Below are 22,398 nucleotides of genomic sequence, written 5' to 3'. Positions count from 1 at the left end.
GAGGGTCCGCCCCGTAATCTGCCGTGCAAAGCTTACGCGAGGGTGGTGGCCGCCCCGCGGCTCAGAAGCCCCGCTCGATATGCGAATAGACCATCTCGGTGAAGGTCGAGAGATGGGCGCCGATGAAGGAGCCGGAGACGGCGACAACCACGAGAATGACGATGATCTTCGGAACGAAGGTCAGCGTCACCTCCTGGATCTGGGTCAGGGCCTGCATCAGTGCGATGATGGTGCCGACCAGCATTGCCGCGCCGACGGCGGGCCCGGAGGCGACGATGATGGTCCAGATCGCCGCCTGGACGATATCGAGGGCGTCCCGCTCGTTCATGACTGGCTGATCGTGAGGCCGGGCCCGACGGCGACCTTCGTGCCGTCCTCGAGGGTCGCGATGGAACCGTCGCTGTTGATGGAGATCGACTTGACCTTGCCGGAGAAGGTCGCGCCGGTCGAGTCGGTGAAGCTGACGGTCTTTCCGATCAACCCGTCGGCTTGCGACAACGACTGCGAGGACAGCAGCGCATCCAGCTTCGTATTGGTCTGCATCGCCTGCTCGACCGTCGAGAGCTGGGCGAACTGGCTCATATATTCCGAGGTGTCCATCGGATTGGTTGGATCCTGATTCTTCATCTCGGCGACGAGGAGCTGAAGAAAGGTGTTGTAATCGACGCTGTTGCTCGACGTGGTCGTCGTGGAGCTGGTCGAACTGGACGACTTGCTGGTGCTGTCGGTCGCGCTGGTGACGTTCATATGGCCTCTCCGCTGTCAGGCAGCCTCGAATGGGGTTTCAGTGGTGAGGCCGGCCAGGATCGCCTGCTCCACCGGGAACAGCGCCCGGATCCGCTTGAGCGCCTCGAAGTAACGGGTCGCCCCGACCAGTTCGTCGACCGCGGCAAGCCCCTCCAGCATCTCGCGGCTTTCGCACACCGCGACCAGGGCCGCGTGGTGCTGCCCGTAGAGCGCCGAAGCGTCGCGGACGTCGGTCGGGTTCATCAGCATGAGCTGGACGATGAAATAGAGCTGCCGCATCGCCGTGGTGGCATCGGACGCCTGCATGACCTGCCCTTCGAGCAGGAACATCACGTCGTTGACGAGCTCGACGGATACCTTGCGGTCCACGCGCAGCACCGCGCCGTTGATGTAGATCCGTTCACCCGCCCGCAAGGATATCTTCATTAGAGCGCGTCTCGGATCAGGCGGTTGATTTCGATGAGCTGCGTGACGTCGTTCGACTTCTCCTCACGAAGGCGGTCGGCTTCCTTGACCACCCACAAGCCGATCGAGATGATCTCCGCGCGCAGCTTCTCGGGAAGCCCGTTTTCCGGATGCGAGAGATCCTCGATGAAGATCGTCCACAGCCGCCGCACATAGAGCAGGCTCTGGACGTGATCCTCGAAACTGGAGCGCCCCTTCTGGAGCCGCTCGAGGCGATCGATGCCGAGACTGAGCGCCTGCCGCTCGCGGCCTCTCGCCTCATAGCCGCTCTCGTCGACGACCGCTGCATAGGCTTCAAACGTCATCAGGACCACTCTGCGCAGGAAACGGAATAACAAGACAAGGGTCGTGAACCTCGAAAAACGGGCTCTGGTTCAGAGATAGTTGATGAGGCTGATCTTCTGGAGCTGTGAGGTCAGCGCCAGCGCCGTCTGGATCTGGGTCTGCAGGGTGTTGACCCGGACCGAAGCTTCCGTCGGATCGACCTTCTCCATACCGACGATCTGATTGTTTAGAATGTCCTGCTGCGTCTTGAGCTTGTCGGTTGCGGAGGTGATCCGCTGCTGGACCGTGCCGACGCTGCCGCCGAGCGTAGCGAGATCAGTGATTGCGGCACCCACGAGGCCGATGGCCTTGTCGACGACGACCTGGAACGTCTCTTGGCTGAGTTTCGCGTTCCCGAGATCCGCCATCATGGTGTAGGCCTCGGCGAGCTTGCGGAAGCCGGTCTGGTTGGCGCTGACGGACGTATCGGCGACCTCGGTCGTGGAGATGCGGCTTTGCATGACCTGGTCAGTAGCCGATGACCAGTTGTTGTTCCAGGCCGGGCTTGCGAACTCGGCATCGAAGGTGGTGTCGAGGAACGTCTGCATTTGAGCCGGGGTAATGCCGCTCACGCTGGCTGAGGATTGCGAGAAGCCGAAGGTCGCAAGGAAATCGGCGTCGACCTGGTTCTTGCTGGCCGAGCCCGTGGCGTAGGCCGTGATCGGCTGGTTCTGCGTGTTGATGCCCGAGAAGAGATACGAGCCGTTGTAGGAGACGTTCAGCGCGCCGATCAGATCCTGGAGGTTGGCGGACGCAGGCGGCAGGACGATCCGCCCGCCGTTGTCGGTACTGCGGGCCGCGATCAGGTCCTTGAGGAAGTCCGTTGCGGTCGTGCCGAGCTGGGTGATCCGGTTTTGCGTCACGTCGAGGCGTCCCGAGACGAGCTCGTTGGTATCGACGAGCTGATCGGCGAAGCTCCAGTCCGCCCGCAGGGTGAGGTCGCTTCCCGTCGCGGCACCAAGCTCGAGACCGACATCGTAGAAGCGGCCGGTGGTCGCCTCCGTCGACGCCTTGCTGAGCGCAGCCTGGTTGTTCGTGATCGAGGTCCTCAACGACGAAGACAGCATCAGGGTCGAGATGTAGTTCGCGCTCATCATGGCTTAGTTCCCCACGGCAGCCAGCAGGCTCTGCAACATTTCGTCGACGGTCGAGATGATCTTCGACGAGGCCGAATAGGTGCGCTCGACCTGAAGCATCAAGGACATCTCGTCGTCCATGTTGACGCCGCTGACGTTCGACAGCGCCGCGGTGCTGCGGTCGAGCAGCGTTTTCTGGTAGGTGACGTTCGAGTCCGCGGTCTTGCGCTGGTTTTCGATCCAGCTGGTCGACGACGACGCGAAGTCGATCAAGCTGCCGCTCGGCTTGCCTTGCGTGGTTGCATCGAACGGCTGCGACGCATCCATGCCACCGATGAGCTGCTGCAGCCGGGCCGAGTAGCCGCCGTTGCCGGCGGTGTTGTATCGATATGCAACGTTGCCGCTGATCGCGCCGTCGCGCAGCAGGTTCGGGTTGCCGCCCTGGGCCGGATCGACCGATGCCGCGACACTGATCAGGCCGGCAAGGCCGACCGAGACGGTGGCGCTCGCCGGCATCGCCGGCGCGCCGGGATAGGTGAAGAGACCGGGAACGTCGGGCAGCGCCGCGGCAGTCTGATCGCTCTCCCTGAAGGTGTTGATCAGGCCGCGCGCGATTTCGTCGAGCTGGCTCTGATAAGTGACGGTGTCCTGGTCACGCAGCTGAGCGAGACCCGCGAGCTTGCCCGACTTCAGCGGCATCACCGAATTGGCACCGGTTACCGGCACGCCGTCGATATAGACCGCATTGCCCGTGGTGCCGGGCGTATAGATGTTGGTCGCCGCGAAGCTGACCGTTCGCGCCGTCTTGTCGAACAGCACGACGCCGCTGTCGGTGTAGAGCGCAGCATCACCGTTGGCGCGGATCGACATCGAGACGCCGACCTCCTCCGAGAGCTTCGAGACGATGCTGTCGCGCTGGTCGAGATAGTCGGTGACGTCGTCACCGGCAATCGTTCCCCTTACGATCGCATTGTTGACCTTGTCGAACTGGGTCAGGAGCTGGTTGATGTTGGCGACCGAGGTCGCCATGTCGGCATCCGCGCCCTCGCGAACCGACTGCACGGTCTGGGTCGCCTGATTGAGCGCAGTCGCCATGTCCTTGGCGGACGTGACCGCCGCCTGCGCCAGCGTGGTGTTGTCCGGCGCGTTGGCATATTGCTGCAGCGCCTTCTTCAGCGCATTGAGCTGCGCCGTCGGCGACTGGTCGAGCTCCGTATCGTCGACCGTGGCAGTTGCGATCTTCTGAAGACCGTCATAGATCGCGCCCTGCTTGGCCGACGACGAGGTCGCGGTCAAGACGTTGTTGTAGAGACCCGAGCTGGCGGCGCGCTGGATCGCCGCCACATAGACGCCGGCTCCGGGAAGATTGTCCAGCACCGCGATCTTGCGCGAATAGCCGGCGGTGCTGGCACCGGCGATGTTGCGCGAGATCGTCGAGGACTGGATGCCCGACGCCATGAGTGAGGCGCGGGCGGAGTCGAGAGCGGCGGTAAGGGACATGATTTGCTCTTGCCCGGAACGGGCGCTGAAGAATTCAGCGCTTCAGGTTGACGACGACGTCGAGCAGGTCGGCGCCGGTCTGGAACGATTTCGAGTTGGCGGTGAAACCGCGCTGGGCCTCGATCATGCCGGTGAGCTCGTCCGCGAGGTCGACGTTGGAGTCTTCCAGGGCGCCGGACTGGATCGTGCCGAGGCCACCGGTGCCGGCATTCCCGGCCTGCGCGTTGCCGGAATTCATGTTGGTCGAATAGACGTTGCCTGGCTCGGGCGTCAGATTGTCGGGGCTCGCAACGTCGGCCAACATGATGGTGTAGAGCGTCATCTGCTGCCCGTTCTTGAGCACGGCTGTCACGTACCCGTTCTCGTCGACGTCGACCTTGTCGATGGCCGATGGAGCGCTGCCATTGACGGTCGCCTTGAAGCTAAAGTCGGTTCCGGTCTGCGTCATGTTCGACAGGTCCAGGGTCGTCGCCGCACCGCCGGGGACGGTGAAGGAGAGAGTCGTCGGGCTCGCCGCGGCCAGCGCGCCTTTGCCGGTTGCGGTCGTATCGAAGGTGAAAGTGGTGGCGGCGCCGACCGACGCACCTGTCGCGGAGTTGTAAGCCTGAATCTGCCAGGTGTCCGAGCCGGCGGCCGTCGCCGTGTGGGACATGTAGACGTCGAGCGTAACGGCCTGGCCGATATTGTTGTAGGCCACGATCGAGCTCTTCGACGAATATGACGCCGGTCCGGGCGGACCGGCGATCACAGCCGCTTTCGGATCCAGATTGCCGGTCGTGAGTGTCCCCGCCGTCGTCGGCACGGGCACTTGCGAAACCTGGGCAATGTTGACGATCTGCATGCCGGACAGGCTGTTCTGCGAGAAATTGGTCACCTTACCGGGCTGACCCAGAAGGTAGTAGCCGGCCGCGTTGACCAGATTGCCCTGGGCGTCCGGCACGAACGAGCCGGCGCGCGTCAGATATTGCTGCGTGTTGTTGGCGTTCGACACCACGAAGAAGCCGTTGCCCTGCACGGCCAGGTCCGTGGTCGACGTGGTGAACTGCGTATGTCCCGCGTCGCTGATGGCGTAGCGCACCGTCGTCTCGACGGCGCCGGAATCGTAATTGCCCGAACCGCTCTTCAGGATCAGCGAGGAGAATTCGGTCGAAGCCCGCTTGTAGCCGGTCGTGTTGACGTTCGCGATGTTGTCCGAGACCGTCGACAGCTTGTTGGACTGCGCAGACATGCCGGAAACGCCGGTGCGCATAACACCATACAGGCTCATGAATTGGGCTCCTTTGGTAGGTTGCAGCTACAATGAGGGTTCTTGCTTGCGCGGGGCTGATGGTCGGGAACCATGCACAACTTCCTGTTGTCAGGTCGTTTTCGGCTGACAGAACGAGCGCGCCTTGTCGGTCCAGGCCCCGAAGCCGCTCGAGACGAGATGAGCGACGATGTGACAGACATAGCGCTTCTGCGCCGGCTGGTTGTTGGGGCCCGCATTGTAGCGGGCGACCGCCATGGTCCAGCTGCCCTCGCGCTGCTTCAGCTCTTTCAGGAAGCGCGCGGCGTAGTCGACATTCCGGGCGGGATCGAACATCGCCCTCACCGACGTGAACTTGTCACCGTGGTAGTAGTGGTTGATCTGCATGCAGCCGAGGTCGATCAGCTTGATGCCCTTGGCTCGCATCGCCTCGAAATTCGCGATTGCGTCCTCCATGTCCTTGGCGAACACGGTCTGGCCGTCGGCGCCCAGCGCATAAGGATAGAGCGCGCCGCGCCGTCCGGTCTCGGTGAGCCCGACGGCGTAGAGAATGCCGAGCGGAATGCCGTGCTGCTGGGCTGCACGCGCCATCTCGCGCTCGCAGGGGCGCGCGCTGTCGGCGGCGGCCTGGGCAGCCCCGGCGTTACAGATAAACAGGGCCGCGACGAATCTGCGGCGCCACGTCCTGGTCATGACGCGTCTCCTGGTTGGACTGGCGCTCCTGCCGGGCCTGTCTCGTATCGCCGTCCGATTGTCCCGACGACGTGCTGGCGCCGTCGAACGTGCCTTGCGACTGTGAGGATGACTGCTGCTGGCCCGAGAGCTGCGGCTGCGACTGGGACTGGCCGGAGCCGCTCTGAAAACCATCGAGCGAGCCGTGCTGGACCGGAGCGACGTCGGCGACGTAACCGGCCGACTGCATCAGATCGCGGATCGAGTCGCGTTGCTGGTCCAGCATCTGGCTCGTGGCCTTGCGCTCGGCCGCGAGGTGGATCGAGACCTCCGAGCCGACCAGGCGGAGGCGCACGGTGACATTGCCGAGCGCCGGCGGCTCCAGGTTGACGGTCAGGATCTTGAGCGGCTGGTCCGGCGCATTGGTCTGGGACGTTGCGAGATCAGGGACTGCGGACGACGCCGTCGGCGCCGCGGATTCCTTCAGTTCCGCGACCACCGCATTGGCGACCTGTTGTGGTGCGTTGAACTGCGCCGGAGGCAGATGGGTCTCCTGCTGGACCACGGTGACCTTGGTGGCCTCGGGCAGTGTGTCCCGGGCCGAGGCCTTGACGGCGCGTTCGACATTGGCCGTGACGGGCTCGAAGCCTGACGGTGCGGGCAATGCCTTTGACGGAGCCTCGTTGTCCTGCTGCGCGGCTACTGCCACCTGCGAACGCACGCTGCTCGGGGCGGCAGCGGTCGGCGCGGGATCAGCGGCGGCGATCTTCGCCGTGCCCGTAGCCTGAACCTCGCGCTTCGACGTGGAGGAGCGCTCGTCGCGCGCGGACGCGTCCTTCCCGTCACCCGCCTGCGATTGCACCTGTGATTTCACGGCCGGCACGGCGGCGAGCTCCTGTCCGACGATCGCGGGCATGCTCGACCGGTCCGAAACATCCGCCTTCGCGGCAGCGTCGACCGGACTCTGCGTTTCCGACGATCGATCGGTCTTCTGGTCGGACGATTTGTGGCTGGACTTGACCTCGTCGGCGGCCTCGGTGCGATCGTCGACCGTGTCGTCCTTCCCGGTCGGATGCGCCAGGCGTGCGCGCAGCGTGCCAGCTTTCACGGTCGTGTCGCTGACCTCGTCGTTGAGTGCCCGCTTCGCCAGGTTCGAGACGGTGTGAAGCAGATCGTTGAACGACGAATCCGCCTGCGATTTGGTCCCCGCCGCTTTCGCCGAGCGCGACGTACCGCGCATGTTGAGGCTCTCGGCGAGACCCGAGAAGAGCTGTCCGGAGGTTCCGCTGAGTTTGGTCATGGGCGGCGGTCCTTGGCGAGGAGTTCGAGTTCGCCGAGCTGCTTCTGCGCGCGCGCGAGCGTCGCGGTCGATGATGCGAGATCGAGGCGCGCCGGCGCAGCCGGAGGCTTGTCGGCGGTGGCAGCGGGGCCGCTCGCGAATGGTTTGCGAATGTCGAGCGCGAGCTGCAACGTTGCATTCAGGAGCGCAACGTCGCGCTCGGGCAGCTTCGACCGGTCGAGCGCCTTCAGCTCGGCGAGACCGCCGTCATATTCGTCGGTGAGCGCCCGCGAGGCGCCGCGGAAGAAATGCGCACGCTCGCGCTCCACTGATGCATCGGCGCTGAGCGCCAGCGCGCGCTCGCCGGCCAGCCGGGTCACGGTCATCCGTCCACGCAGCATCGCGTTGCGCGCGATGACGAGGTAGAGCTTGATGCGGCTGGCGCGGTCGATCTGCTCCAGCAGGGTGACGATCCGTGCAAAGCGGCGCTCGTCGAGCGCCACGCTCGATTGCGTCAGGCCCGAGGAGAAGCGCTGCCAGAAATCGCCGGCATAGATCGAGTTGCGGTAATGGCGGATATAGGCCAGCGTCAGGAACTCGAACTTGTCGAAATCCTCGGCCTGCCCGACCAGCAGGATCTCACGCCGCAGCGCCGCCTCTTCCACCAGCGTGCCGGGCAGGAGCAGACGCGCATCGTCCAGCCGCTCGATCGCGAGCGATGCCTCGGTGCGAGCGAACAGCGCGCCCTGCACCAGCGCGACCTGTCCGCCCAGGCCCGACGGGAGCGTTCGCGGCTTGACGTCCTTGAGCAGCTCGCGCGCTTCGTCCTGACGACCCTCGACATAGGCGAGCGCGCCATCGAACAGCCGACCGTCGACGTTCATCTTGTCGCGCGGCAGCTTGCGGACCAGTTGCGGGGCGCCGCCGCTAAGCAGGTAGATGACGACGGCCTGGCCATTCTGCGGATTGCTCCACACATTCGCATCGGCGGCGAGAAACTTCTCGCCGATCTGCCGGATCAGCGCGATGTGGCTGCCATGCGCCGCGGTGTCGCCGTTGGCGATACCGTCCTGCACCGCCTGCAAGGCACGCACGAGTTCATACGGTTCGCTTGACGTCGAGGCAGGGACCGGCGCCGGATCGGCAAGCGCGGGCGCCGCCGTGGCCGGCAACACCATCAACAAGGCAGCGCAGAGAAGCGGCCTGATCACGTGCGCTTCTCCCGGATCAGGATCTCGATCCGGCGATTCTGCGCGGCTGCCGGGTCGCTGGGAAGCTTCGGCCGCCGGTCGGCATAACCTTCGACATGCTCGATTCGCAGTGCATCGACGCCGGAGCGGACCAGCATGTAATAGGCCATCTGCGCACGGGCGGTCGACAACCGCCAATTGTCGTAATTCTCCGACTTGTACGGCCGATTGTCGGTGTGGCCGCGGACGATGATCATGCCGGGGCGCTTCGCCAGCAGCGGCCCGATCTTGTCGATCACCCGGATGAGCTCGGGCCGCGGCTCGGCCGAGCCGACCGCGAACATGCCGAAGCTCGCATCGTCGGTCAGGCTGACCAGCAGGCCTTCCTCGACCTGACGCACCTCGGCGACCGGTCCCGCACCGGCCTTGATGTCCGACAGCGCATCCGCGATCGCGGACTGCAGCTGCTTGACGGTCGGCTGCTGTGTTTGCGCGGCATCGCGCGGTTCGGAATCCTTCTTCGCGTCGCTGGGGCGCGCCTGCGCGCCAGGCTGCGCGTTCGCCTGGACGCTGCCTTCGCGGGAGGACTGCGACGGCGCGGGCCCCGGCGGCAGCAGGGGCGACAGGCTCGCCGACGACGCATCCGCGTTCGGAGCGATGCTTCCGCCAGCATCATCCGCCTTGGCGCGGCGCGCCTGCGGCTCGCCCTGCCCCGCGCCGGACGCGTTGTCGCGCGCGGACGGATTGGGCTTCGGCTCGCTCTCGATGATGCGATCCGCGTCCTTCGATGCCTGCGGCGCCAGCTTCCAATAGCCGGGATCGAAGGGATCGCGGTAGGCGTCGCCGCCCTTGAGCCCGTCCTCTTCGGCTGACGTCAGCGAGCCGGCGCGGCGCTGGCCCGATGCCTCGTTCGCGTTGTTGGCGATCTCGGCAAGCGTCGCATAGGGATCGCGGAACAGGACCTTCTCCTCGTAGAACGGCGGCTTCTCGGCCGTCGGAGAGTCACCGCGGCGCTCCTCGCTCGGCCCACCCGGCTGACGCCGGCCCTCCTGGCCGTCGAACGTGGTCGGCTCCTTCTTGGTGAGATCCTTCAGACCTTTCGGCGCCGGCGCGTTCTCGGCGAGCTTGATCGGGTTGAAGTAGCTCGCGACCACCTGCTTCTGGTCCTGGTTGAGCGCGTTGAGCAGCCACATGACCAGGAAGAACGCCATCATCGCGGTCATGAAGTCCGCATAGGCAATCTTCCAGACGCCGCCATGATGCGCCTCCTCGGCGAAGGCGCTGCGCCGGCGGACGATCACGAGCTCCTGCTTGACCTCTTCCACCATGGCTGCTACCGGCGCGCTTCCTTCAGGCGCTCGCCCCAGGCTGTGATCTGCGTCTCGATCACGGTCTGGTCGGCGACGACGCGGACCTCGGAAGTCTCGGCGACCTCGTACTCAACTCCCGTGCGCCTGCTAGCCTCGAGCTGGGTCCTCACGAGGTCGAGCAGTTCGCTCGGGCCGGTGACTTTGAATACCGGCACCGGCGAATTGCCGGTCAGCGCCGCGATCTGCTCGACCAGCGATCCCACCGCCTTGTCGCGGACTGCATCGGCGAGGAAAGGCAGCAGGATGCGCGCGACGGAGCTCGCGATGTTGGTTTCGATCTCGCGGCAGGCCGCCTCGAAGCCGCCGATGATCGCGACCGCCTGCTGGTCGGACCACTTGGCCCGCTCCTCGCCGAGCCGGATCGCGCTGCGGACGCGCTCCTCGGCGACCCTGGCATCGCCCTCGGCAACGCCGGCGGCATGGCCGCGACGATAGGCATCGTCGAGAAGATTGACCGGCGGCGCTTCCGCCTCGGGCGCCGGAGGCGCCGGCTGAAACTGCGGCTGCGATTGAGGCTGACGCTGCGGCTGGGCCTGCGGTTGCAGCTCGCGCCGCGCCTCCTTCGGCCTCGTCAGCACGTCCTGGATCTTGGGTGGCGGAGGCGGCGGCGGCGACTTGATCCGGCCATTCGCGTCGAACTGCGTCAGGAGTTTTCCGATTGCCGCGTTCATGCCGCCTCCTCGCGTCGCATCCAGTCTTTAAGGATCGCTGCCGCTTGCGCCTGATCGAGCCTGACGATCTGCTCGAGCCGCTTCTGCGGTGTTCGCTGCATCTTGCCTTCGAGATCCTCGACGAGGTTGAGCTCGGGATCCTGGCTCTCGGTCAATGCAAGTGCCGCGGCGGCTTCGAGCTCGGCAGCCTCAGCCGCCTCGGTCTGCTCCTGCGCCGCACGATGGGTCAGAATGCCGTTGACCGCGGGCCGAAGCCCGAACCAGACCAGCATCGAAGCGACTGCCAGGATCGTCACCGCGTTGATGACGCTGCCGAGCTGCTTGTTGATCATCTCGACGAAGCTCATCGGCGGCACCGGCGCGAGATCGCGCGAACCCTCGATGAAGTCGACGGCCGTGACCTGGATCTGGTCGCCGCGGGCCTTGTCCAGCCCGCCGGCCGTCGCCGCGAGCTGGCTGATCTCGGCGAGCTTGCTGTCGATGACGGCCTGGTTGCTCTTGTCGCCGAGATCGGCGACCAGACGCGCGCGGTTGACCAGCACGGCGATGAAGAGCTTCTTGACCAGATAGCCGTCGCTCACGGTCGTCGTGGTCTTGGACGACACCTCGAAATTGGTGACGTCCTCGCGGCGGGTCTTGTCCTCGCTGGAGTTCTTGGTGCCGCCGGCGTTCACCTGCTGATCGGGCAGGTTCTGCTGCACCGTGGTCGGCTGCGAACGGTCGGCGTTCTGCGACGATTCCTTCTCGCGCACGTTCCGCACCGAACGCTCGGCGCGGCCCTCCGGATCGTAGACGGTCTCGTTGGTCTGCCGCTTGTCGGTGGAGAGCTGCGGAGCGACGCTGACCTCGAAATTGTCCAGGCCCAGATACGGCGTCAGCGCCTTGCGGATGTTCTCCTGCACCATCCCGCCGACCGTCTTCTGCAGGCTCGCCATCTTGGTCGGCGCGGCACTCGCCTCGTCCTCCTCGGCGAGCAGCATCGAGCCGTCGGCATCCAGCACCGTCACCTTGTCGCGGCTCATGCCGGGGATGGCCGCCGCGACCAGATGACGGATCGACTGTGCCGTGCGCGCCTCGATCGCGCCGTCGGTGCGCAGCACGACCGATGCCGAGGGCGGCTGCTGCGTCGCGCGGAACGAGCCGCGCACCGGCAGCACGATGTGCACCCGCGCCGCCTTCACGCCCTTCATCAGCTGGACGGTGCGCGCGATCTCGCCCTCAAGCGCGCGCAGCTTCGTCACTTCCTGCATGAACGAGGTCAGGCCGAGCGAGCCGATCTTGTCGAACAGCTCGTAACCGGAATTGGCGCTGGTCGGCAGCCCCTTCTCGGCGAGCAGCATCCGCGCCTGCATGGTCTGGCTCGGACGCACCGAGACGGCGTCACCGGCGGTATTGACGTCGAAGGCGATGTTCTGCTCGCGCAGCGCTGCGCCCATGCGCGTCACGTCTTCACGGGTGAGGCCGGTATAGAGCGTCTCGAACTCGGGCCGGCTCAGATAGTACGCGCCACCGACGACGGTGACGAGAACGGCAAAGCCGATCAACCCCAGGGCCATCAGCCGTCGTGGCCCAAGCTCCAGCAGATTGTTGAGCAGTTGCTGTATCTGCGCACGACTGAACAGCATGTGACCTCGTACCAATGCGAACGTAGAGGACACTCCGCTGCCAACCTTGTCTGAAGGTTGCGCGAGACAACGAATGTGTCGGTTCGCGGGTGAGGCGTGGTAAATTTACAAGAAATCGAGTGACGCTGCCGCGTGTATCGGCAACAGGCGCACAGCCGGACATATCGCGGCGCGATCGGCTGCGGCGCGTTGCTCGATAAACTGGCGTCAGGGGAGCGATTGCGGGCACATCTTGTGCCGTCATATCCGCCGGTCATGGCGGAGACCGTGCTCCCGAGGGAGCACGGTCGTTTTCGACGCCGCGGCTTAGCGGAACAGCGACAGGATGCTCTGGCTGTTCTGGTTGGCGATCGAGAGCGCCTGAACGCCGAGCTGCTGCTGGGTCTGAAGCGCCTGCAGGCGCGTCGATTCCGCGTTCATGTCGGCGTCGACGAGCTGGCCGATACCACGATCCACGGAGTCGATCAGGTTCTTGACGAATTCCGTGTTGGTCGCGATGCGGTTCTTGACGGCACCGAGATTGGCGGCGGCCGAGGCCACCGAGTTGATCGCAGCAGTGACCTGGTTGATGTAGCCGTCGAGCTTGGTCTGGTCAGTCGCCGAGTCGGTCAGCGTGCCGATGTTGATCGAGGCGACCGACGCGCCGGTCGAGCCGCCGACCACCGTATCCAGGATGCCGGTGGTGGATGAGCCGCCGGTGGTGTAGAGCGCGTAGGTGGCGGTCGTCACCGTGATGGAGCCGATGGTGGGCGTACCGCCGACACGCGAGTACGACGACACGAGGTTGAAGCTCGTCGGCGTGGCCGTGGACGACGAGGGCGTGATGTCGATGCTCAGCCAGTTGATGCCGTTGATCGTTGCCGAGCTGGCCTTGAGCTTCATATCCTGCTGGATCTGGGTGACTTCCGACTGGATCTTGGTCCGGTCGATACCGGCAGTCTTGGCTTCGACCAGCAGCGCCTGGAGCTTGGTCAGGCCGGAGTCCTTGTCGCCGATGACCGTGTTCAGAGCGGTGTATTCGGTGTCCACCATCGCGGCCGACAGACCGAGCGAGTCGGAGACCGCGGAGAGCGCGGCGTTGTCGGAGCGCATCGACGTCGCGATCGACCAATAGGCCGAGTTATCCGCGGCGGTCGAGACGCGCTGGCCGGTCGAGATCCGGTTCTGCGTGGTCGCGAGCTGCGAGCTGACGTTGCGGAGGGTCTGCAGCGCGGTCATTGCAGACGAGTTGGTAAGGAGGCTAGAACCCATTTTTGATGTCCCTTTGACGATTGAATTGAGTTTGGGGACATACCGGACTTGCACCGGTACGACAGGGCGGCGTCATGCCTTTGGGTCACGGAAATGCGTGTGAAGGACCCAACCTGTCGTAGCGGTGAGGCTACCTGCCGAAGCTTGTGCGAGGCTTGTGGCTCTGTGACTCGGTTACAACACCGAGCCCGAATCATGGCGTGGACGCAGCGTCACGCCAGACAAGAAAGGGCCGCGCTTCGCGAGAAGCGCGGCCCTCCTCCAGATGATCTGAAGTTTAGCGGAACAGCGACAGGATGCTCTGGCTGCTGTTGTTGGCGATCGAGAGCGCCTGCACGCCGAGCTGCTGCTGGACCTGGAGAGCCGCAAGGCGGGTGGACTCCTGGTTCATGTCGGCGTCTACGAGCTGGCCGATACCGCGATCCACGGAGTCCATCAGGGACTTGACGAATTCCGTGTTGGTCGCGATGCGGTTCTTGACGGCACCGAGATTGGCGGCGGCCGAGGCCACCGAGCCGATCGCAGCGGTGACCTGCGCAATATAGCCATCGAGCTTGGTCTGGTCAGCCGCCGAGTCGGTCAGCGTGCCGATGTTGATCGTGGCGATTGACGCGCCGGTCGAGCCACCGACCACCGTATCCAGGATGCCGGTGGTGGATGAGCCGCCGGTGGTGTAGAGCGCGTAGGTGGCGGTCGTCACCGTGATGGAGCCGATGGTGGGCGTACTTCCGACACGCGAGTACGACGACACGAGGCTGAAGCTCGTCGGCGTGGCCGTGGACGACGAGGGCGTGACGTCGATGCTCAGCCAGTTGATGCCGTTGATCGTTGCCGATTTGGCCGTCGACTGCATCTGCTGCTGGATCTGGGTGACGTCTGCCTGGATCTTGGAGCGGTCGATACCGGCGGTCTTGGCTTCGACCAGCAGCGCCTGGAGCTTGGTCAGGCCGGAGTCCTTGTCGCCGATGACCGTGTTCAGAGCGGTGTATTCGGTGTCGACGGTTGCGGCCGACAGACCGAGCGAGTCGGAGACCGCGGAGAGCGCCGCGTTGTCGGAGCGCATCGACGTCGCGATCGACCAGTAGGCAGCGTTGTCCGAAGCGGTCGACACGCGCTGGCCGGTGGAGATGCGGGTCTGCGTGGAGGCGAGCTGCGAGCTGACAGACCGCAGGGTCTGGAGCGCGGTCATGGCAGTCGAGTTCGTAAGCAGGCTTGACATTGCGAATGTCCCTTTATGTACGCGTTACATTTTCACGAGGGGACATACCGGACTTTCACCGGTACGGAGGGGCGGCATCATGCCTTTGGACTGATGTGGGTGGGGTCCAACCCGCCGTGCCGCATTGCTAGCACGCCGAATCTTGCGCCGAGATTAAGATCGGCTTGAATTTAGTAGCAATATCATATGGTTACCATTACCCTCCAGTAACCATAAGCCGGTACTTCTCGCTAACCATAACCCGCCCGCCGGCCGACGGTCGTTACGAGAACGACCGCACCAGGCCGGAGGCGAGCAGGTTCCAGCCGTCGATCAGCACGAAGAACAGCATCTTGAACGGCAGCGCGAGGATCGTCGGCGGCATCATCATCATGCCCATGGACATGGTCAGCGTCGCCACGATCATGTCGATCACGAGGAACGGCAGCATGATGAGGAAGCCGATCTCGAACGAGCGCCGGAGCTCGGAGATCATGAAGGCCGGAATGATCACGCGCAGATCGATGCGCTTGTCGTCGAACTTCTTGCGGAAGCTTTCGGCGGCGAGCGACTCGAAGGTCTGCAGATCCTTGTCGCGAACATGAGCCAGCATGAACTCGCGGAACGGATCGGTGATCTTAAGGTAGGCCTCTTCTTCCGAGATCTCGTTCTTCATGAGCGGCTGGACGCCGTTCTCCCAGGCGCGGTCGAAGGTCGGCGCCATCACGTAGAACGTCATGAACAGCGCGAGGCTGACCATCACCAGATTGGCCGGCGTGGTCTGAAGGCCGAGACCGGAGCGCAGGAACGACAGCGCCACCGCAAATCGCGTGAAGCTCGTCACCATGATGAGCAGCCCCGGCGCCACTGACAGCACCGTGATCAGCGCCATCAGCTGGATGATGCGCCCGCTGGTCGAGCCGTTGCCGGGCGGCAGCAGCGAGTTGAGGTCCGGGATCTGGGCGAGCGCCACTTCGGGCAGCACGGCCAGAAGCAACGCGAGCAGCAGGACTTTCACTCTCACTGGATCACCAACGTCTCTATGATCAATTCGCGGACCTTGCCGGACGAGCGGATATTGGCGCGCTCGGTCAGGTCGTCGCGCAGATGCTGGAGCCCGCGCGATCCCTCGAATTGCGTGACCGACGACGACCGCAGATAGGTCACGATGTCCTCGCTGATATGGGCGGCCAGGATGCCCGCATCCTCGTCGCTCATGCTCTCGGTCACCATGGAAGCTTCGACGCGAGCCCAGTTGTTGGCCGGCGCGGCGAGATTGGTCACGATCGGGGACAGTTTGCGAAGCCGGGCGCTGCCGGCGTAGCTCGACGCGATCGGCGGCTGCGTGGCGTTCTTCTTCGCGTCAGCGACGCGCTCGGCGGCCGCAAGCAGATGCAGGCCGGCAAGCGCGCCGGCACCGATCGCGACCAGGGTCAGCGCCAGGATGGCCGCAATCAGGCGCATGGCGTCCCCAGTCCTCGCGGCGCGGTCATGCCGCCACGAACCTCAGAACGGTGCCACGGTGTCATAGATCCGATGCCCCCATCCAGGCTGCTGCACGTCAGACAGGTTTCCGCGACCACCATAGGACACGCGCGCTTCCGCGATCTTGTCGTAGGAGATCGTGTTGGTCCGTGAAATATCGCGCGGACGCACGATGCCGCCGACATTGAGCACGCGCATCTCGGTGTTGACGCGGAATTCCTGCGAGCCGCTGATCATCATATTGCCGTTCGGCAACACGTCGGTGACGATGGCGGCGATGGACAGCTTGATGTCCTCGGTGCGATCGATCTGGCCGTTGCCCTTGATCTGTGTGTTGGTGCTGAGGTTGGCGCTGGTGGAGCCCTTGTCGCTCCATCCCGCGACGTCCATCAGCCAGTCCAGCCCGAACTTGATCTGCGAATCGCGCGAGCGGTCGGTCTTGTTGTCGAGCTTGGCCTTGTCCTGCATCGAGATGATCACCGTCACGACGTCGCCGGTGCGCCGCGCGCGGGGATCGCGATAGAGGTCGGTGCCGTCGTCCCAGGTCGAGCGGTAGCTGACGGGCGTGCGCACGCGTGGCGTCACCGGGATCGGCTCGGCCTGCGTCCTCAGGCCGCTGCCGACCGGCGACAATCGCGGACCGGTCAGGACCTCGGCCGGGTCGTTGACGCATCCGGCAAGCATCAAGAGCGACAGGATGAGGATCAGATTCTTCATCTATTTGGTCTTTCCGTCATCCACGCGGCGCATTCCGCCGAGCACGTCGGCAAGGTGCGCGGCGCGCGCCGTATCCATCTCGTTGAAAATTGCGCTCGAGCTCCTCGGGCTGAGCTTGGCAAGCACGGCTGCAGCGGTCTCGTCCGACATGCCGGCGATCTGGGTGGCGGCGGCATCCGGCTTCATCCGCGAATAGATCTCGACGACCTGCGCCTCGGCCTTCTTCAGGAAGTCGTCGCGCAGCGCCATCCACTTCTCGTATTCGGCGCGCTTGGCCTCGACCTCGGCGATCCGCTCGCGAAGCTGGGTCTCGGCCTTCTCCAGTTCCTTGATCTGCCAGGCGAGCCTCGCATCGACGGCGGGATCAGTCACGTTGCTGCAGAACAGGGCGACCTCGTTGTCGGCGGACACGGCGGCCTGCGGCGGCGCCGGCTTCGGCGGTGCCGTGACGCTGCCGGGCTTGGCCGGACGTGCGGGCGCAGGGGCTGGTGCGGGCGCCGGTACAGGCGTCTCCGAAGCCGGCACAGCGCCGGTGATGGCGGGCCCGCCATCCTCCGCCGCCCACGCCGTCGCCCGCATCGACGCATTGTCACCCGGGATCGGCATATGCGGCTTCTGCGGTCCGGGAGCGCGCGCGCGGGCGAAGGACAGCAGGTTGAGCGGCTTCGACGCCTTGGCTTCATCCAGTGCAAGCACGGGCGAAGTGCCCGCGAGCGCCACGGCCGCGACCAGCAGAAGGAGTTTGGCTTTGTGATCCAGCTTCAGCATCGGGCCGCGTGCGATTCTCGGTCGAGACTTGAGCATTGAGCGACCAAGCTTGCACGACGCTTATGCATCATTGGACGATGACGTCGGCCTGCAGCGCGCCGGCCGTCTTGATCGCCTGGAGAATGGCGATGATGCCCGATGGCTTGAGGCCGATCTGGTTCAATCCGCGAACCAGGCGCTGGAGGTCGACGCCGCTCAGGATGGCCACCTGCGATCCGGCCTCGTTGGCCTCGACCACGGTCTGGGGGACGACCACCGTCTGGCCCCGCGAGAACGGTGCCGGCTGCGACACCACGGGCATCTCCGTGACGCGGACCGTCAGATTGCCGTGCGTCACCGCAACCGTCGATATCCGCACATCCCTTCCGATCACCACCGTGCCGGTGCGCTCGTTGATCACCACCCGCGCCGGGGTATCAGGCTCGACGGTCAGCTCGCCGATCTCGGCGAGGAAGCGGACCGGACCGATGTAGCGCGGCTTCGACAAGACGATGGTGCGGTAGTCGCGCTCGAAGGCGATCTGCGCGCGATAGCGGCCGCCGGCATAGCGGTTGATGGCATCGAGGATGCGCGTTGCGGTGACGAAATCCGGGTTCTTGAGCTCCAGCACCAGGAATTCCATTTCATGGAGGCTTCCCTGCACCTCGCGCTCGACCAGCGCCCCGTTCGGAATGCGCCCGGCGGTCGGCGTGCCCTGGCTGACGTTCTGGGCCTGGCCGCCCACGCTGTAGCCGGCAACCGTGACCGCGCCTTGCGCCACCGCATAGACTGCGCCGTCCGCTGCGCGCAGCGACGTCATCACCAGCGTGCCGCCGAGCAGCGAGGTCGCATCGCCGAGCGACGACACCGTCACGTCCATCCGCTCGCCGGGCCCGATCGAGGGCGGCAGGTCTGCCGTCACCATCACGGCCGCGACGTTGCGCGTGCGTAGCGTGGTCGGGCGGGTCGGATTGGTGGTGCTCGTGGTCTCGTTCCTGACGTTGATGCCCATGTTCTCGAGCATCGATTGCAGGGACTGCTCCGTGAACGGGGCATTGCGGAGCGTGTCGCCGGTGCCGTTCAGGCCGATGACGAGGCCATAGCCGACGATCTGATTCTCACGCAGCCCCTTGATGTCCGCGATGTCCTTGATGCGGACGGCGGCCTGGGCGCTGGCGGCGCAAAGGACGAGGACGAGCGCAAGCAGGACTCTGGTCATGATCCGTCCACGACCTTGACGGTGCCGTCCGGCTGGACGACGCCCCTGATGATCACGCCGGTATCGGTGTTGCGCACCGGGATGAGCGCGCCGGCCGCGCCCGACTGCATTGCCGAGCCGTAAGTGACGATCGACAGGCCGCTGTCCTCGACGACGACCTTGACCATGGCGCCGCGGGCGACGGTCCAGGGATCTTCCACCGCATTGGTCGGGATCGGCTGGCCCGGCAGCAGCGCGCGCCGGGCCATGCGACCGACCAGGACCTGGCGTCCTTCGATGAACATCGCGACGCCGAGCAGGTTCGGCGCGAACGCGCGCTCGGTGATCATGTCGTCCCGGATCAGCTCGCCCGCCCGGATCGAGACCGCCGGCACGGGAAGCCGCTTCTCCTCGGCGACGGCGACGCGCGCCGAGGCGAGAACCAGCAGCACGGCGGCCAACCCGCGCACGATCAGGCCCACCCTGTTCAACATGGACACACCGGGACTAGCGAAGGCCCTTCGATACGGTCGAGGCCATTTCATCCGAGGCCTGGATGACCTTGGCGTTCATTTCATAGGCGCGCTGCGCCGAGATCAGCTCGGTGATTTCCTTGACGGGATCGACGTTGGAAGCCTCGAGATATTTCTGGTTGATCTTGCCGTAGCCGGCATCGCCCGGCAGCCCGACGACCGGCGTACCCGACGCCGTGGTCTCGCGATAGAGATTGCTGCCCAGCGGCTCGAGGCCCGCCTCGTTGGCGAAGTTGGCGAGGTTGAGCTGGCCGATCTGCCGCGGGTTCACTTCCGTGTCCAACTTGGCAAAGACTTGGCCGGTGGCGTTGACCGTGACCTCGACCGTTCCCTGCGGGATGGTGATTGCCGGATCCAGCAGATAGCCGTCGGTGGTGACGAGCTGACTGTTGGCATTGACGTTGAACGAACCCGCGCGGGTGTACTGCACCTCGTTGTTGGGGCCCAGCACCTGGAACCAGCCGCGACCGTTGATCGCAAGGTCGTAAGGGTTTCCGGTCTGCGTCAGCGCGCCCTGGATGTGCAGCTTGCGGATCGCCGCCGACTTGACGCCGAGGCCGAGATTGGCGCCCTCCGGGATCGGCGACGAGCCGTTGACGTTCGAAACGCCCTGCATACGATCCATCTGGTAGAACAGATCGGTGAATTCGGCGCGCGCCCGCTTGTACGACGTCGAATTGATGTTGGCGATGTTGTTCGCGATGACTTCGATATTGGTCTGCTGGGCATTCATGCCCGTGGCCGCAATGGCGAGCGATTTCACTTACGTCACTCCTCAGATCAAATCGACATCCGGACGACTTCCTGGTAGGCCTGCACGACCTTGTCGCGAACCGCGACCGCCGTCTGCAAGGCCTGCTCGGCCGACATCAACGCCTCCACGACCTTCCGCGTCGACTCTTTGCCCTGCATCGCCGAGATCGACGCCGCTTCGCCCGCCTTCAGCGTGCCGATTGCGTCCGTCGTCACCTGCTTCATCACCGACTCGAAGCCGACATCGTCACTGGTCTGGACCGGAGCCGTCGCAGCGGGCGAGATGGCCTGCGCCTCGGTGGCGCGGGACGCCGCCTGGCCTGCGGAAATCGCGGTGGATGAAATCGCCTCAAGCATTGTCAGCTCCTCAGAAGGTCGATGGTCATGCCCAGCATCGACCTCACCTGTTTCACGACCTGGAGATTGGCTTCATAGGATCGGTTGACTTCCCGCATGTCGGCCATCTCGATCATCATGTTGACGTTCGGCAGCTTGACGTAGCCAGCCTTGTCGGCGGCGGGATGCCCTGGATCGTACTCGACGCGGTACGGCGTGGTGTCGACGCCGATTTCCTTGACCTTTGCGAGCTGCGCGCCCGAGGCTCGGTCCATCGCGGCATCGAACGTGATGGTCTTGCGCTGATACGGATCGGCGCCGGCGGTGCGGCCGGTCGAGGTCGCGTTGGCGAGGTTTTCCGAGACGATGCGCATGCGCGTCGACTGCGCCTCGAGCCCGGAGCTCGCAACTGTCAGAGAGGCACTCAGTGCGTCCAGCATGTCAATTCACCTCAGGTCTTCACGCTCGACAGCATCATCCGGTGGAACGAGCGCACGACCGCCGAATTCATCGAGTAGTCGCGATTGACGTCGTTGCCCTTGATCATCTCTTGCTCGAGGCTGACGGAATTGCCGGAGTGCACCACCTCCCAGCTGTCCTTCTTGGCCGTCGCGCGCGTGTCGGTTTCGGCCGCAGACAGCTGCAGGTGTGACGGCGATGTCGTCGCAAGCCTGACCGGCATCGTGTCGAGCACCTTGTTGAACGGCTCGACGTCGCGCGCCTTGAAGCCCGGTGTATTGGCGTTGGCGACGTTGGTCGCGATGGTCGACTGGCGGAGCTCGAGGTACCGCGCCTGCGACGATGCCAGTTCGAAGAGATAAAGCGGTCCCACGACAGCCCCATTCTGGTCCATTCGGGAGAACCCTAGGGCGTTAAGCTTTCGTCAAGCTGTTGCGCGGAGCACCATCCTCGGAAATCTACTGAACCTTCTCGGGTCGCGGTGCCTGCTTCGACTGCAGGAAGTAGATGATCTCGGCGACCGGCCGGAAGAATTCCGCCGGAATCACCTGATCGACCTGAACCGCCTCGTAGAGCGCGCGCGCCAATGCCTTGTTCTCGATCACCGGGATCCGGTTCTGCTCGGCGACCTCGCGAATCTTGAGCGCGATCACGTCCATGCCCTTGGCCACCACCAGCGGCGCCGGGTTTTCTTCGCGCTTGTAGCGCAGTGCGATCGCAAAGTGCGTCGGGTTGGCGATCACCAGCGTCGCGCGCGCAGCGGAGGCGATCATCCGCTGCCGCGAGCGGTCGCGCGCCAGCGAGCGCAGGCGCGCCTTGACCAGCGGATCGCCCTCGGCCTGTTTGTGCTCGTCCTTGATCTCCTGCTTGGTCATGCGCAGCTCGCGCCGCCAGTGGAAGCGCGCCCAGGCGAGATCGATCGCGACCAGGACGATGGTCGCGATGCAGATGGCCGAGACGATCCGCATCGCGATGTTGAGGATCATCTCCGGCAGCGCAACCGGATCGGTGTACATCGCCTCGAAGGCCTTCGCTTCGGACGAGCGCAGCACGAAAGCGACGACGGCGCTCACCGAGCCGAGCTTGAACAGCGACTTGGCGAACTCGACGAGGCCCTGCGTTCCGAACAGCCGGCTCCAGCCGCCGATCGGGGAGATCCGCGACAGGTCGGGCGCGATACGCTGCAGCACCAGGCGCGGCGCATTTTGCAGCAGCGACGCAGCGAGTCCGAACACCACCAGGATGACGAGCAGCGGCACCAGGAATCGAAACGCCTGGAGCCCCACCACGGTGAGGAGGTTCTGAGCGTCGGCACCGGTGCCGAGGGGAAAGCCCTCGGGATCGTCGAGCAGACCCTTCAGCGTCGGCACCAATTGCTGCACGCCCTGGCCGATCAGGAATGCCTGGATCACCATCAGCGCGGCCATCGAGGCGAAGATGGATGCCTCCCGAGAGACCGGAATTTTGCCCTGTTCGAGCGAATCACGGACTTTCTTCTCGGTCGGCTCTTCTGTCTTGCTCTCCTGATCGGATGTTTCTGCCATGCCCGTTCAGCG

The 22,398-nt window shown here is 64.8% G+C and carries 26 protein-coding genes; all 26 read right to left on the bottom strand.

From position 1 onward, the window contains the following. Window positions 1-61: 61 nt before the first annotated feature. Complete coding sequence (gene fliQ / locus ACVJ19_RS17315; RefSeq protein ID WP_018641238.1) at window positions 62-328, bottom strand: flagellar biosynthesis protein FliQ; 267 nt, start codon at window positions 326-328, stop codon at window positions 62-64. Further along, window positions 325-747, bottom strand: coding sequence for a flagellar hook assembly protein FlgD (gene flgD, locus ACVJ19_RS17310; protein ID WP_453950251.1), 423 nt, complete (start codon window positions 745-747; stop codon window positions 325-327). The genes fliQ and flgD overlap by 4 nt, the downstream gene beginning before the upstream one ends. 15 nt (window positions 748-762) lie before the next feature. Continuing rightward, window positions 763-1,173, bottom strand: coding sequence for a flagellar biosynthesis repressor FlbT (flbT, locus tag ACVJ19_RS17305; RefSeq protein WP_453950250.1), 411 nt, complete (start codon window positions 1,171-1,173; stop codon window positions 763-765). Next, window positions 1,173-1,517 (bottom strand): flagellar biosynthesis regulator FlaF, encoded by a 345-nt coding sequence (flaF, locus tag ACVJ19_RS17300; protein ID WP_453950249.1) that lies wholly within the window; start codon window positions 1,515-1,517, stop codon window positions 1,173-1,175. Before flaF ends, flbT begins: the two co-directional genes overlap by 1 nt. 69 nt (window positions 1,518-1,586) lie before the next feature. Beyond that, entirely contained in the window at window positions 1,587-2,633 is a 1,047-nt protein-coding gene (locus ACVJ19_RS17295; protein WP_453950248.1) for a flagellar hook-associated family protein, read from the bottom strand. Window positions 2,634-2,636: 3 nt separating this feature from the next. Next, window positions 2,637-4,112 carry a flagellar hook-associated protein FlgK gene (flgK, locus tag ACVJ19_RS17290; protein WP_453950247.1) on the bottom strand — a complete coding sequence of 492 codons (1,476 nt, stop codon included), beginning with the start codon at window positions 4,110-4,112 and terminating at the stop codon, window positions 2,637-2,639. A gap of 34 nt (window positions 4,113-4,146) precedes the next feature. Then, complete coding sequence (locus ACVJ19_RS17285; RefSeq protein WP_018641244.1) at window positions 4,147-5,379, bottom strand: flagellar hook protein FlgE; 1,233 nt, start codon at window positions 5,377-5,379, stop codon at window positions 4,147-4,149. 90 nt (window positions 5,380-5,469) lie between these two features. Further along, on the bottom strand, window positions 5,470-6,051 hold the full coding sequence (locus ACVJ19_RS17280) for a lytic transglycosylase domain-containing protein (RefSeq protein WP_453950246.1): 582 nt from the start codon (window positions 6,049-6,051) through the stop codon (window positions 5,470-5,472). Then, window positions 6,002-7,330 carry a flagellar hook-length control protein FliK gene (locus tag ACVJ19_RS17275; RefSeq protein ID WP_453950245.1) on the bottom strand — a complete coding sequence of 443 codons (1,329 nt, stop codon included), beginning with the start codon at window positions 7,328-7,330 and terminating at the stop codon, window positions 6,002-6,004. The genes ACVJ19_RS17280 and ACVJ19_RS17275 overlap by 50 nt, the downstream gene beginning before the upstream one ends. Beyond that, entirely contained in the window at window positions 7,327-8,520 is a 1,194-nt protein-coding gene (locus tag ACVJ19_RS17270; RefSeq protein WP_453950244.1) for a chemotaxis protein, read from the bottom strand. Before ACVJ19_RS17270 ends, ACVJ19_RS17275 begins: the two co-directional genes overlap by 4 nt. Then, window positions 8,517-9,824 (bottom strand): MotB family protein, encoded by a 1,308-nt coding sequence (locus ACVJ19_RS17265; protein WP_453955151.1) that lies wholly within the window; start codon window positions 9,822-9,824, stop codon window positions 8,517-8,519. The genes ACVJ19_RS17270 and ACVJ19_RS17265 overlap by 4 nt, the downstream gene beginning before the upstream one ends. A gap of 8 nt (window positions 9,825-9,832) precedes the next feature. Then, complete coding sequence (locus ACVJ19_RS17260; RefSeq protein WP_453950243.1) at window positions 9,833-10,540, bottom strand: hypothetical protein; 708 nt, start codon at window positions 10,538-10,540, stop codon at window positions 9,833-9,835. Next, on the bottom strand, window positions 10,537-12,165 hold the full coding sequence (gene fliF, locus ACVJ19_RS17255) for a flagellar basal-body MS-ring/collar protein FliF (protein ID WP_453950242.1): 1,629 nt from the start codon (window positions 12,163-12,165) through the stop codon (window positions 10,537-10,539). Before fliF ends, ACVJ19_RS17260 begins: the two co-directional genes overlap by 4 nt. 306 nt (window positions 12,166-12,471) lie before the next feature. After that, window positions 12,472-13,416, bottom strand: coding sequence for a flagellin (locus tag ACVJ19_RS17250; protein ID WP_453950241.1), 945 nt, complete (start codon window positions 13,414-13,416; stop codon window positions 12,472-12,474). A gap of 277 nt (window positions 13,417-13,693) precedes the next feature. After that, a complete protein-coding gene (locus ACVJ19_RS17245) occupies window positions 13,694-14,635 on the bottom strand; it encodes a flagellin N-terminal helical domain-containing protein (protein ID WP_453950240.1) in 942 nt (313 codons plus the stop codon). 262 nt (window positions 14,636-14,897) lie between these two features. Further along, window positions 14,898-15,638, bottom strand: coding sequence for a flagellar type III secretion system pore protein FliP (gene fliP, locus ACVJ19_RS17240; RefSeq protein ID WP_453950239.1), 741 nt, complete (start codon window positions 15,636-15,638; stop codon window positions 14,898-14,900). Then, window positions 15,635-16,078 (bottom strand): flagellar basal body-associated FliL family protein, encoded by a 444-nt coding sequence (locus tag ACVJ19_RS17235; protein ID WP_453950238.1) that lies wholly within the window; start codon window positions 16,076-16,078, stop codon window positions 15,635-15,637. The genes fliP and ACVJ19_RS17235 overlap by 4 nt, the downstream gene beginning before the upstream one ends. A gap of 42 nt (window positions 16,079-16,120) precedes the next feature. Then, entirely contained in the window at window positions 16,121-16,816 is a 696-nt protein-coding gene (flgH, locus tag ACVJ19_RS17230) for a flagellar basal body L-ring protein FlgH (protein WP_453950237.1), read from the bottom strand. Beyond that, entirely contained in the window at window positions 16,817-17,584 is a 768-nt protein-coding gene (locus ACVJ19_RS17225) for a MotE family protein (protein WP_453950236.1), read from the bottom strand. It abuts the gene before it with no gap. Window positions 17,585-17,651: 67 nt separating this feature from the next. Beyond that, window positions 17,652-18,782: a flagellar basal body P-ring protein FlgI gene (flgI, locus tag ACVJ19_RS17220; protein WP_453950235.1), complete on the bottom strand. Its 1,131-nt coding sequence runs from the start codon at window positions 18,780-18,782 to the stop codon at window positions 17,652-17,654. After that, a complete protein-coding gene (gene flgA, locus ACVJ19_RS17215) occupies window positions 18,779-19,255 on the bottom strand; it encodes a flagellar basal body P-ring formation chaperone FlgA (RefSeq protein ID WP_453950234.1) in 477 nt (158 codons plus the stop codon). Before flgA ends, flgI begins: the two co-directional genes overlap by 4 nt. Window positions 19,256-19,268: 13 nt before the next feature. Next, window positions 19,269-20,057: a flagellar basal-body rod protein FlgG gene (gene flgG / locus ACVJ19_RS17210; RefSeq protein ID WP_080135281.1), complete on the bottom strand. Its 789-nt coding sequence runs from the start codon at window positions 20,055-20,057 to the stop codon at window positions 19,269-19,271. A 17-nt stretch (window positions 20,058-20,074) separates the two neighbouring features. Then, the gene (locus ACVJ19_RS17205; RefSeq protein WP_453950233.1) at window positions 20,075-20,404 is read right to left on the bottom strand and encodes a flagellar hook-basal body complex protein FliE; all 330 of its coding nucleotides are present in this window, start codon (window positions 20,402-20,404) and stop codon (window positions 20,075-20,077) included. Between the two features lie 2 nt (window positions 20,405-20,406). Further along, window positions 20,407-20,823 carry a flagellar basal body rod protein FlgC gene (gene flgC, locus ACVJ19_RS17200; RefSeq protein WP_212348702.1) on the bottom strand — a complete coding sequence of 139 codons (417 nt, stop codon included), beginning with the start codon at window positions 20,821-20,823 and terminating at the stop codon, window positions 20,407-20,409. 11 nt (window positions 20,824-20,834) lie between these two features. Next, window positions 20,835-21,236 carry a flagellar basal body rod protein FlgB gene (flgB, locus tag ACVJ19_RS17195; RefSeq protein WP_453950232.1) on the bottom strand — a complete coding sequence of 134 codons (402 nt, stop codon included), beginning with the start codon at window positions 21,234-21,236 and terminating at the stop codon, window positions 20,835-20,837. Between the two features lie 64 nt (window positions 21,237-21,300). Continuing rightward, on the bottom strand, window positions 21,301-22,386 hold the full coding sequence (flhB, locus tag ACVJ19_RS17190; RefSeq protein ID WP_453950231.1) for a flagellar biosynthesis protein FlhB: 1,086 nt from the start codon (window positions 22,384-22,386) through the stop codon (window positions 21,301-21,303). Between the last annotated feature and the right edge of the window lie 12 nt (window positions 22,387-22,398).

The organism is Bradyrhizobium sp. USDA 376, assembly GCF_054063675.1.
The sequence above is the reverse complement of the archived record's forward strand: the minus strand, read 5'-3'. Positions and strand labels throughout refer to the sequence as shown.

Bases quoted from the DNA above. Each gene is read 5' to 3' on its own strand.
- flgB (WP_453950232.1), bottom strand. From the start codon at position 21,236: ATGGACCAGAATGGGGCTGTCGTGGGACCGCTTTATCTCTTCGAACTG.
- flgA (WP_453950234.1), bottom strand. From the start codon at position 19,255: ATGTTGAACAGGGTGGGCCTGATCGTGCGCGGGTTGGCCGCCGTGCTG.
- flhB (WP_453950231.1), bottom strand. From the start codon at position 22,386: ATGGCAGAAACATCCGATCAGGAGAGCAAGACAGAAGAGCCGACCGAG.
- flgC (WP_212348702.1), bottom strand. From the start codon at position 20,823: ATGCTGGACGCACTGAGTGCCTCTCTGACAGTTGCGAGCTCCGGGCTC.
- ACVJ19_RS17250 (WP_453950241.1), bottom strand. From the start codon at position 13,416: ATGGGTTCTAGCCTCCTTACCAACTCGTCTGCAATGACCGCGCTGCAG.
- ACVJ19_RS17275 (WP_453950245.1), bottom strand. From the start codon at position 7,330: ATGACCAAACTCAGCGGAACCTCCGGACAGCTCTTCTCGGGTCTCGCC.
- ACVJ19_RS17225 (WP_453950236.1), bottom strand. From the start codon at position 17,584: ATGCTGAAGCTGGATCACAAAGCCAAACTCCTTCTGCTGGTCGCGGCC.
- fliF (WP_453950242.1), bottom strand. From the start codon at position 12,165: ATGCTGTTCAGTCGTGCGCAGATACAGCAACTGCTCAACAATCTGCTG.
- flgK (WP_453950247.1), bottom strand. From the start codon at position 4,112: ATGTCCCTTACCGCCGCTCTCGACTCCGCCCGCGCCTCACTCATGGCG.
- flaF (WP_453950249.1), bottom strand. From the start codon at position 1,517: ATGACGTTTGAAGCCTATGCAGCGGTCGTCGACGAGAGCGGCTATGAG.
- ACVJ19_RS17285 (WP_018641244.1), bottom strand. From the start codon at position 5,379: ATGAGCCTGTATGGTGTTATGCGCACCGGCGTTTCCGGCATGTCTGCG.
- ACVJ19_RS17205 (WP_453950233.1), bottom strand. From the start codon at position 20,404: ATGCTTGAGGCGATTTCATCCACCGCGATTTCCGCAGGCCAGGCGGCG.
- flgI (WP_453950235.1), bottom strand. From the start codon at position 18,782: ATGACCAGAGTCCTGCTTGCGCTCGTCCTCGTCCTTTGCGCCGCCAGC.
- ACVJ19_RS17280 (WP_453950246.1), bottom strand. From the start codon at position 6,051: ATGACCAGGACGTGGCGCCGCAGATTCGTCGCGGCCCTGTTTATCTGT.
- ACVJ19_RS17260 (WP_453950243.1), bottom strand. From the start codon at position 10,540: ATGAACGCGGCAATCGGAAAACTCCTGACGCAGTTCGACGCGAATGGC.
- flbT (WP_453950250.1), bottom strand. From the start codon at position 1,173: ATGAAGATATCCTTGCGGGCGGGTGAACGGATCTACATCAACGGCGCG.
- flgD (WP_453950251.1), bottom strand. From the start codon at position 747: ATGAACGTCACCAGCGCGACCGACAGCACCAGCAAGTCGTCCAGTTCG.
- fliQ (WP_018641238.1), bottom strand. From the start codon at position 328: ATGAACGAGCGGGACGCCCTCGATATCGTCCAGGCGGCGATCTGGACC.
- flgH (WP_453950237.1), bottom strand. From the start codon at position 16,816: ATGAAGAATCTGATCCTCATCCTGTCGCTCTTGATGCTTGCCGGATGC.
- ACVJ19_RS17245 (WP_453950240.1), bottom strand. From the start codon at position 14,635: ATGTCAAGCCTGCTTACGAACTCGACTGCCATGACCGCGCTCCAGACC.
- ACVJ19_RS17235 (WP_453950238.1), bottom strand. From the start codon at position 16,078: ATGCGCCTGATTGCGGCCATCCTGGCGCTGACCCTGGTCGCGATCGGT.
- ACVJ19_RS17295 (WP_453950248.1), bottom strand. From the start codon at position 2,633: ATGATGAGCGCGAACTACATCTCGACCCTGATGCTGTCTTCGTCGTTG.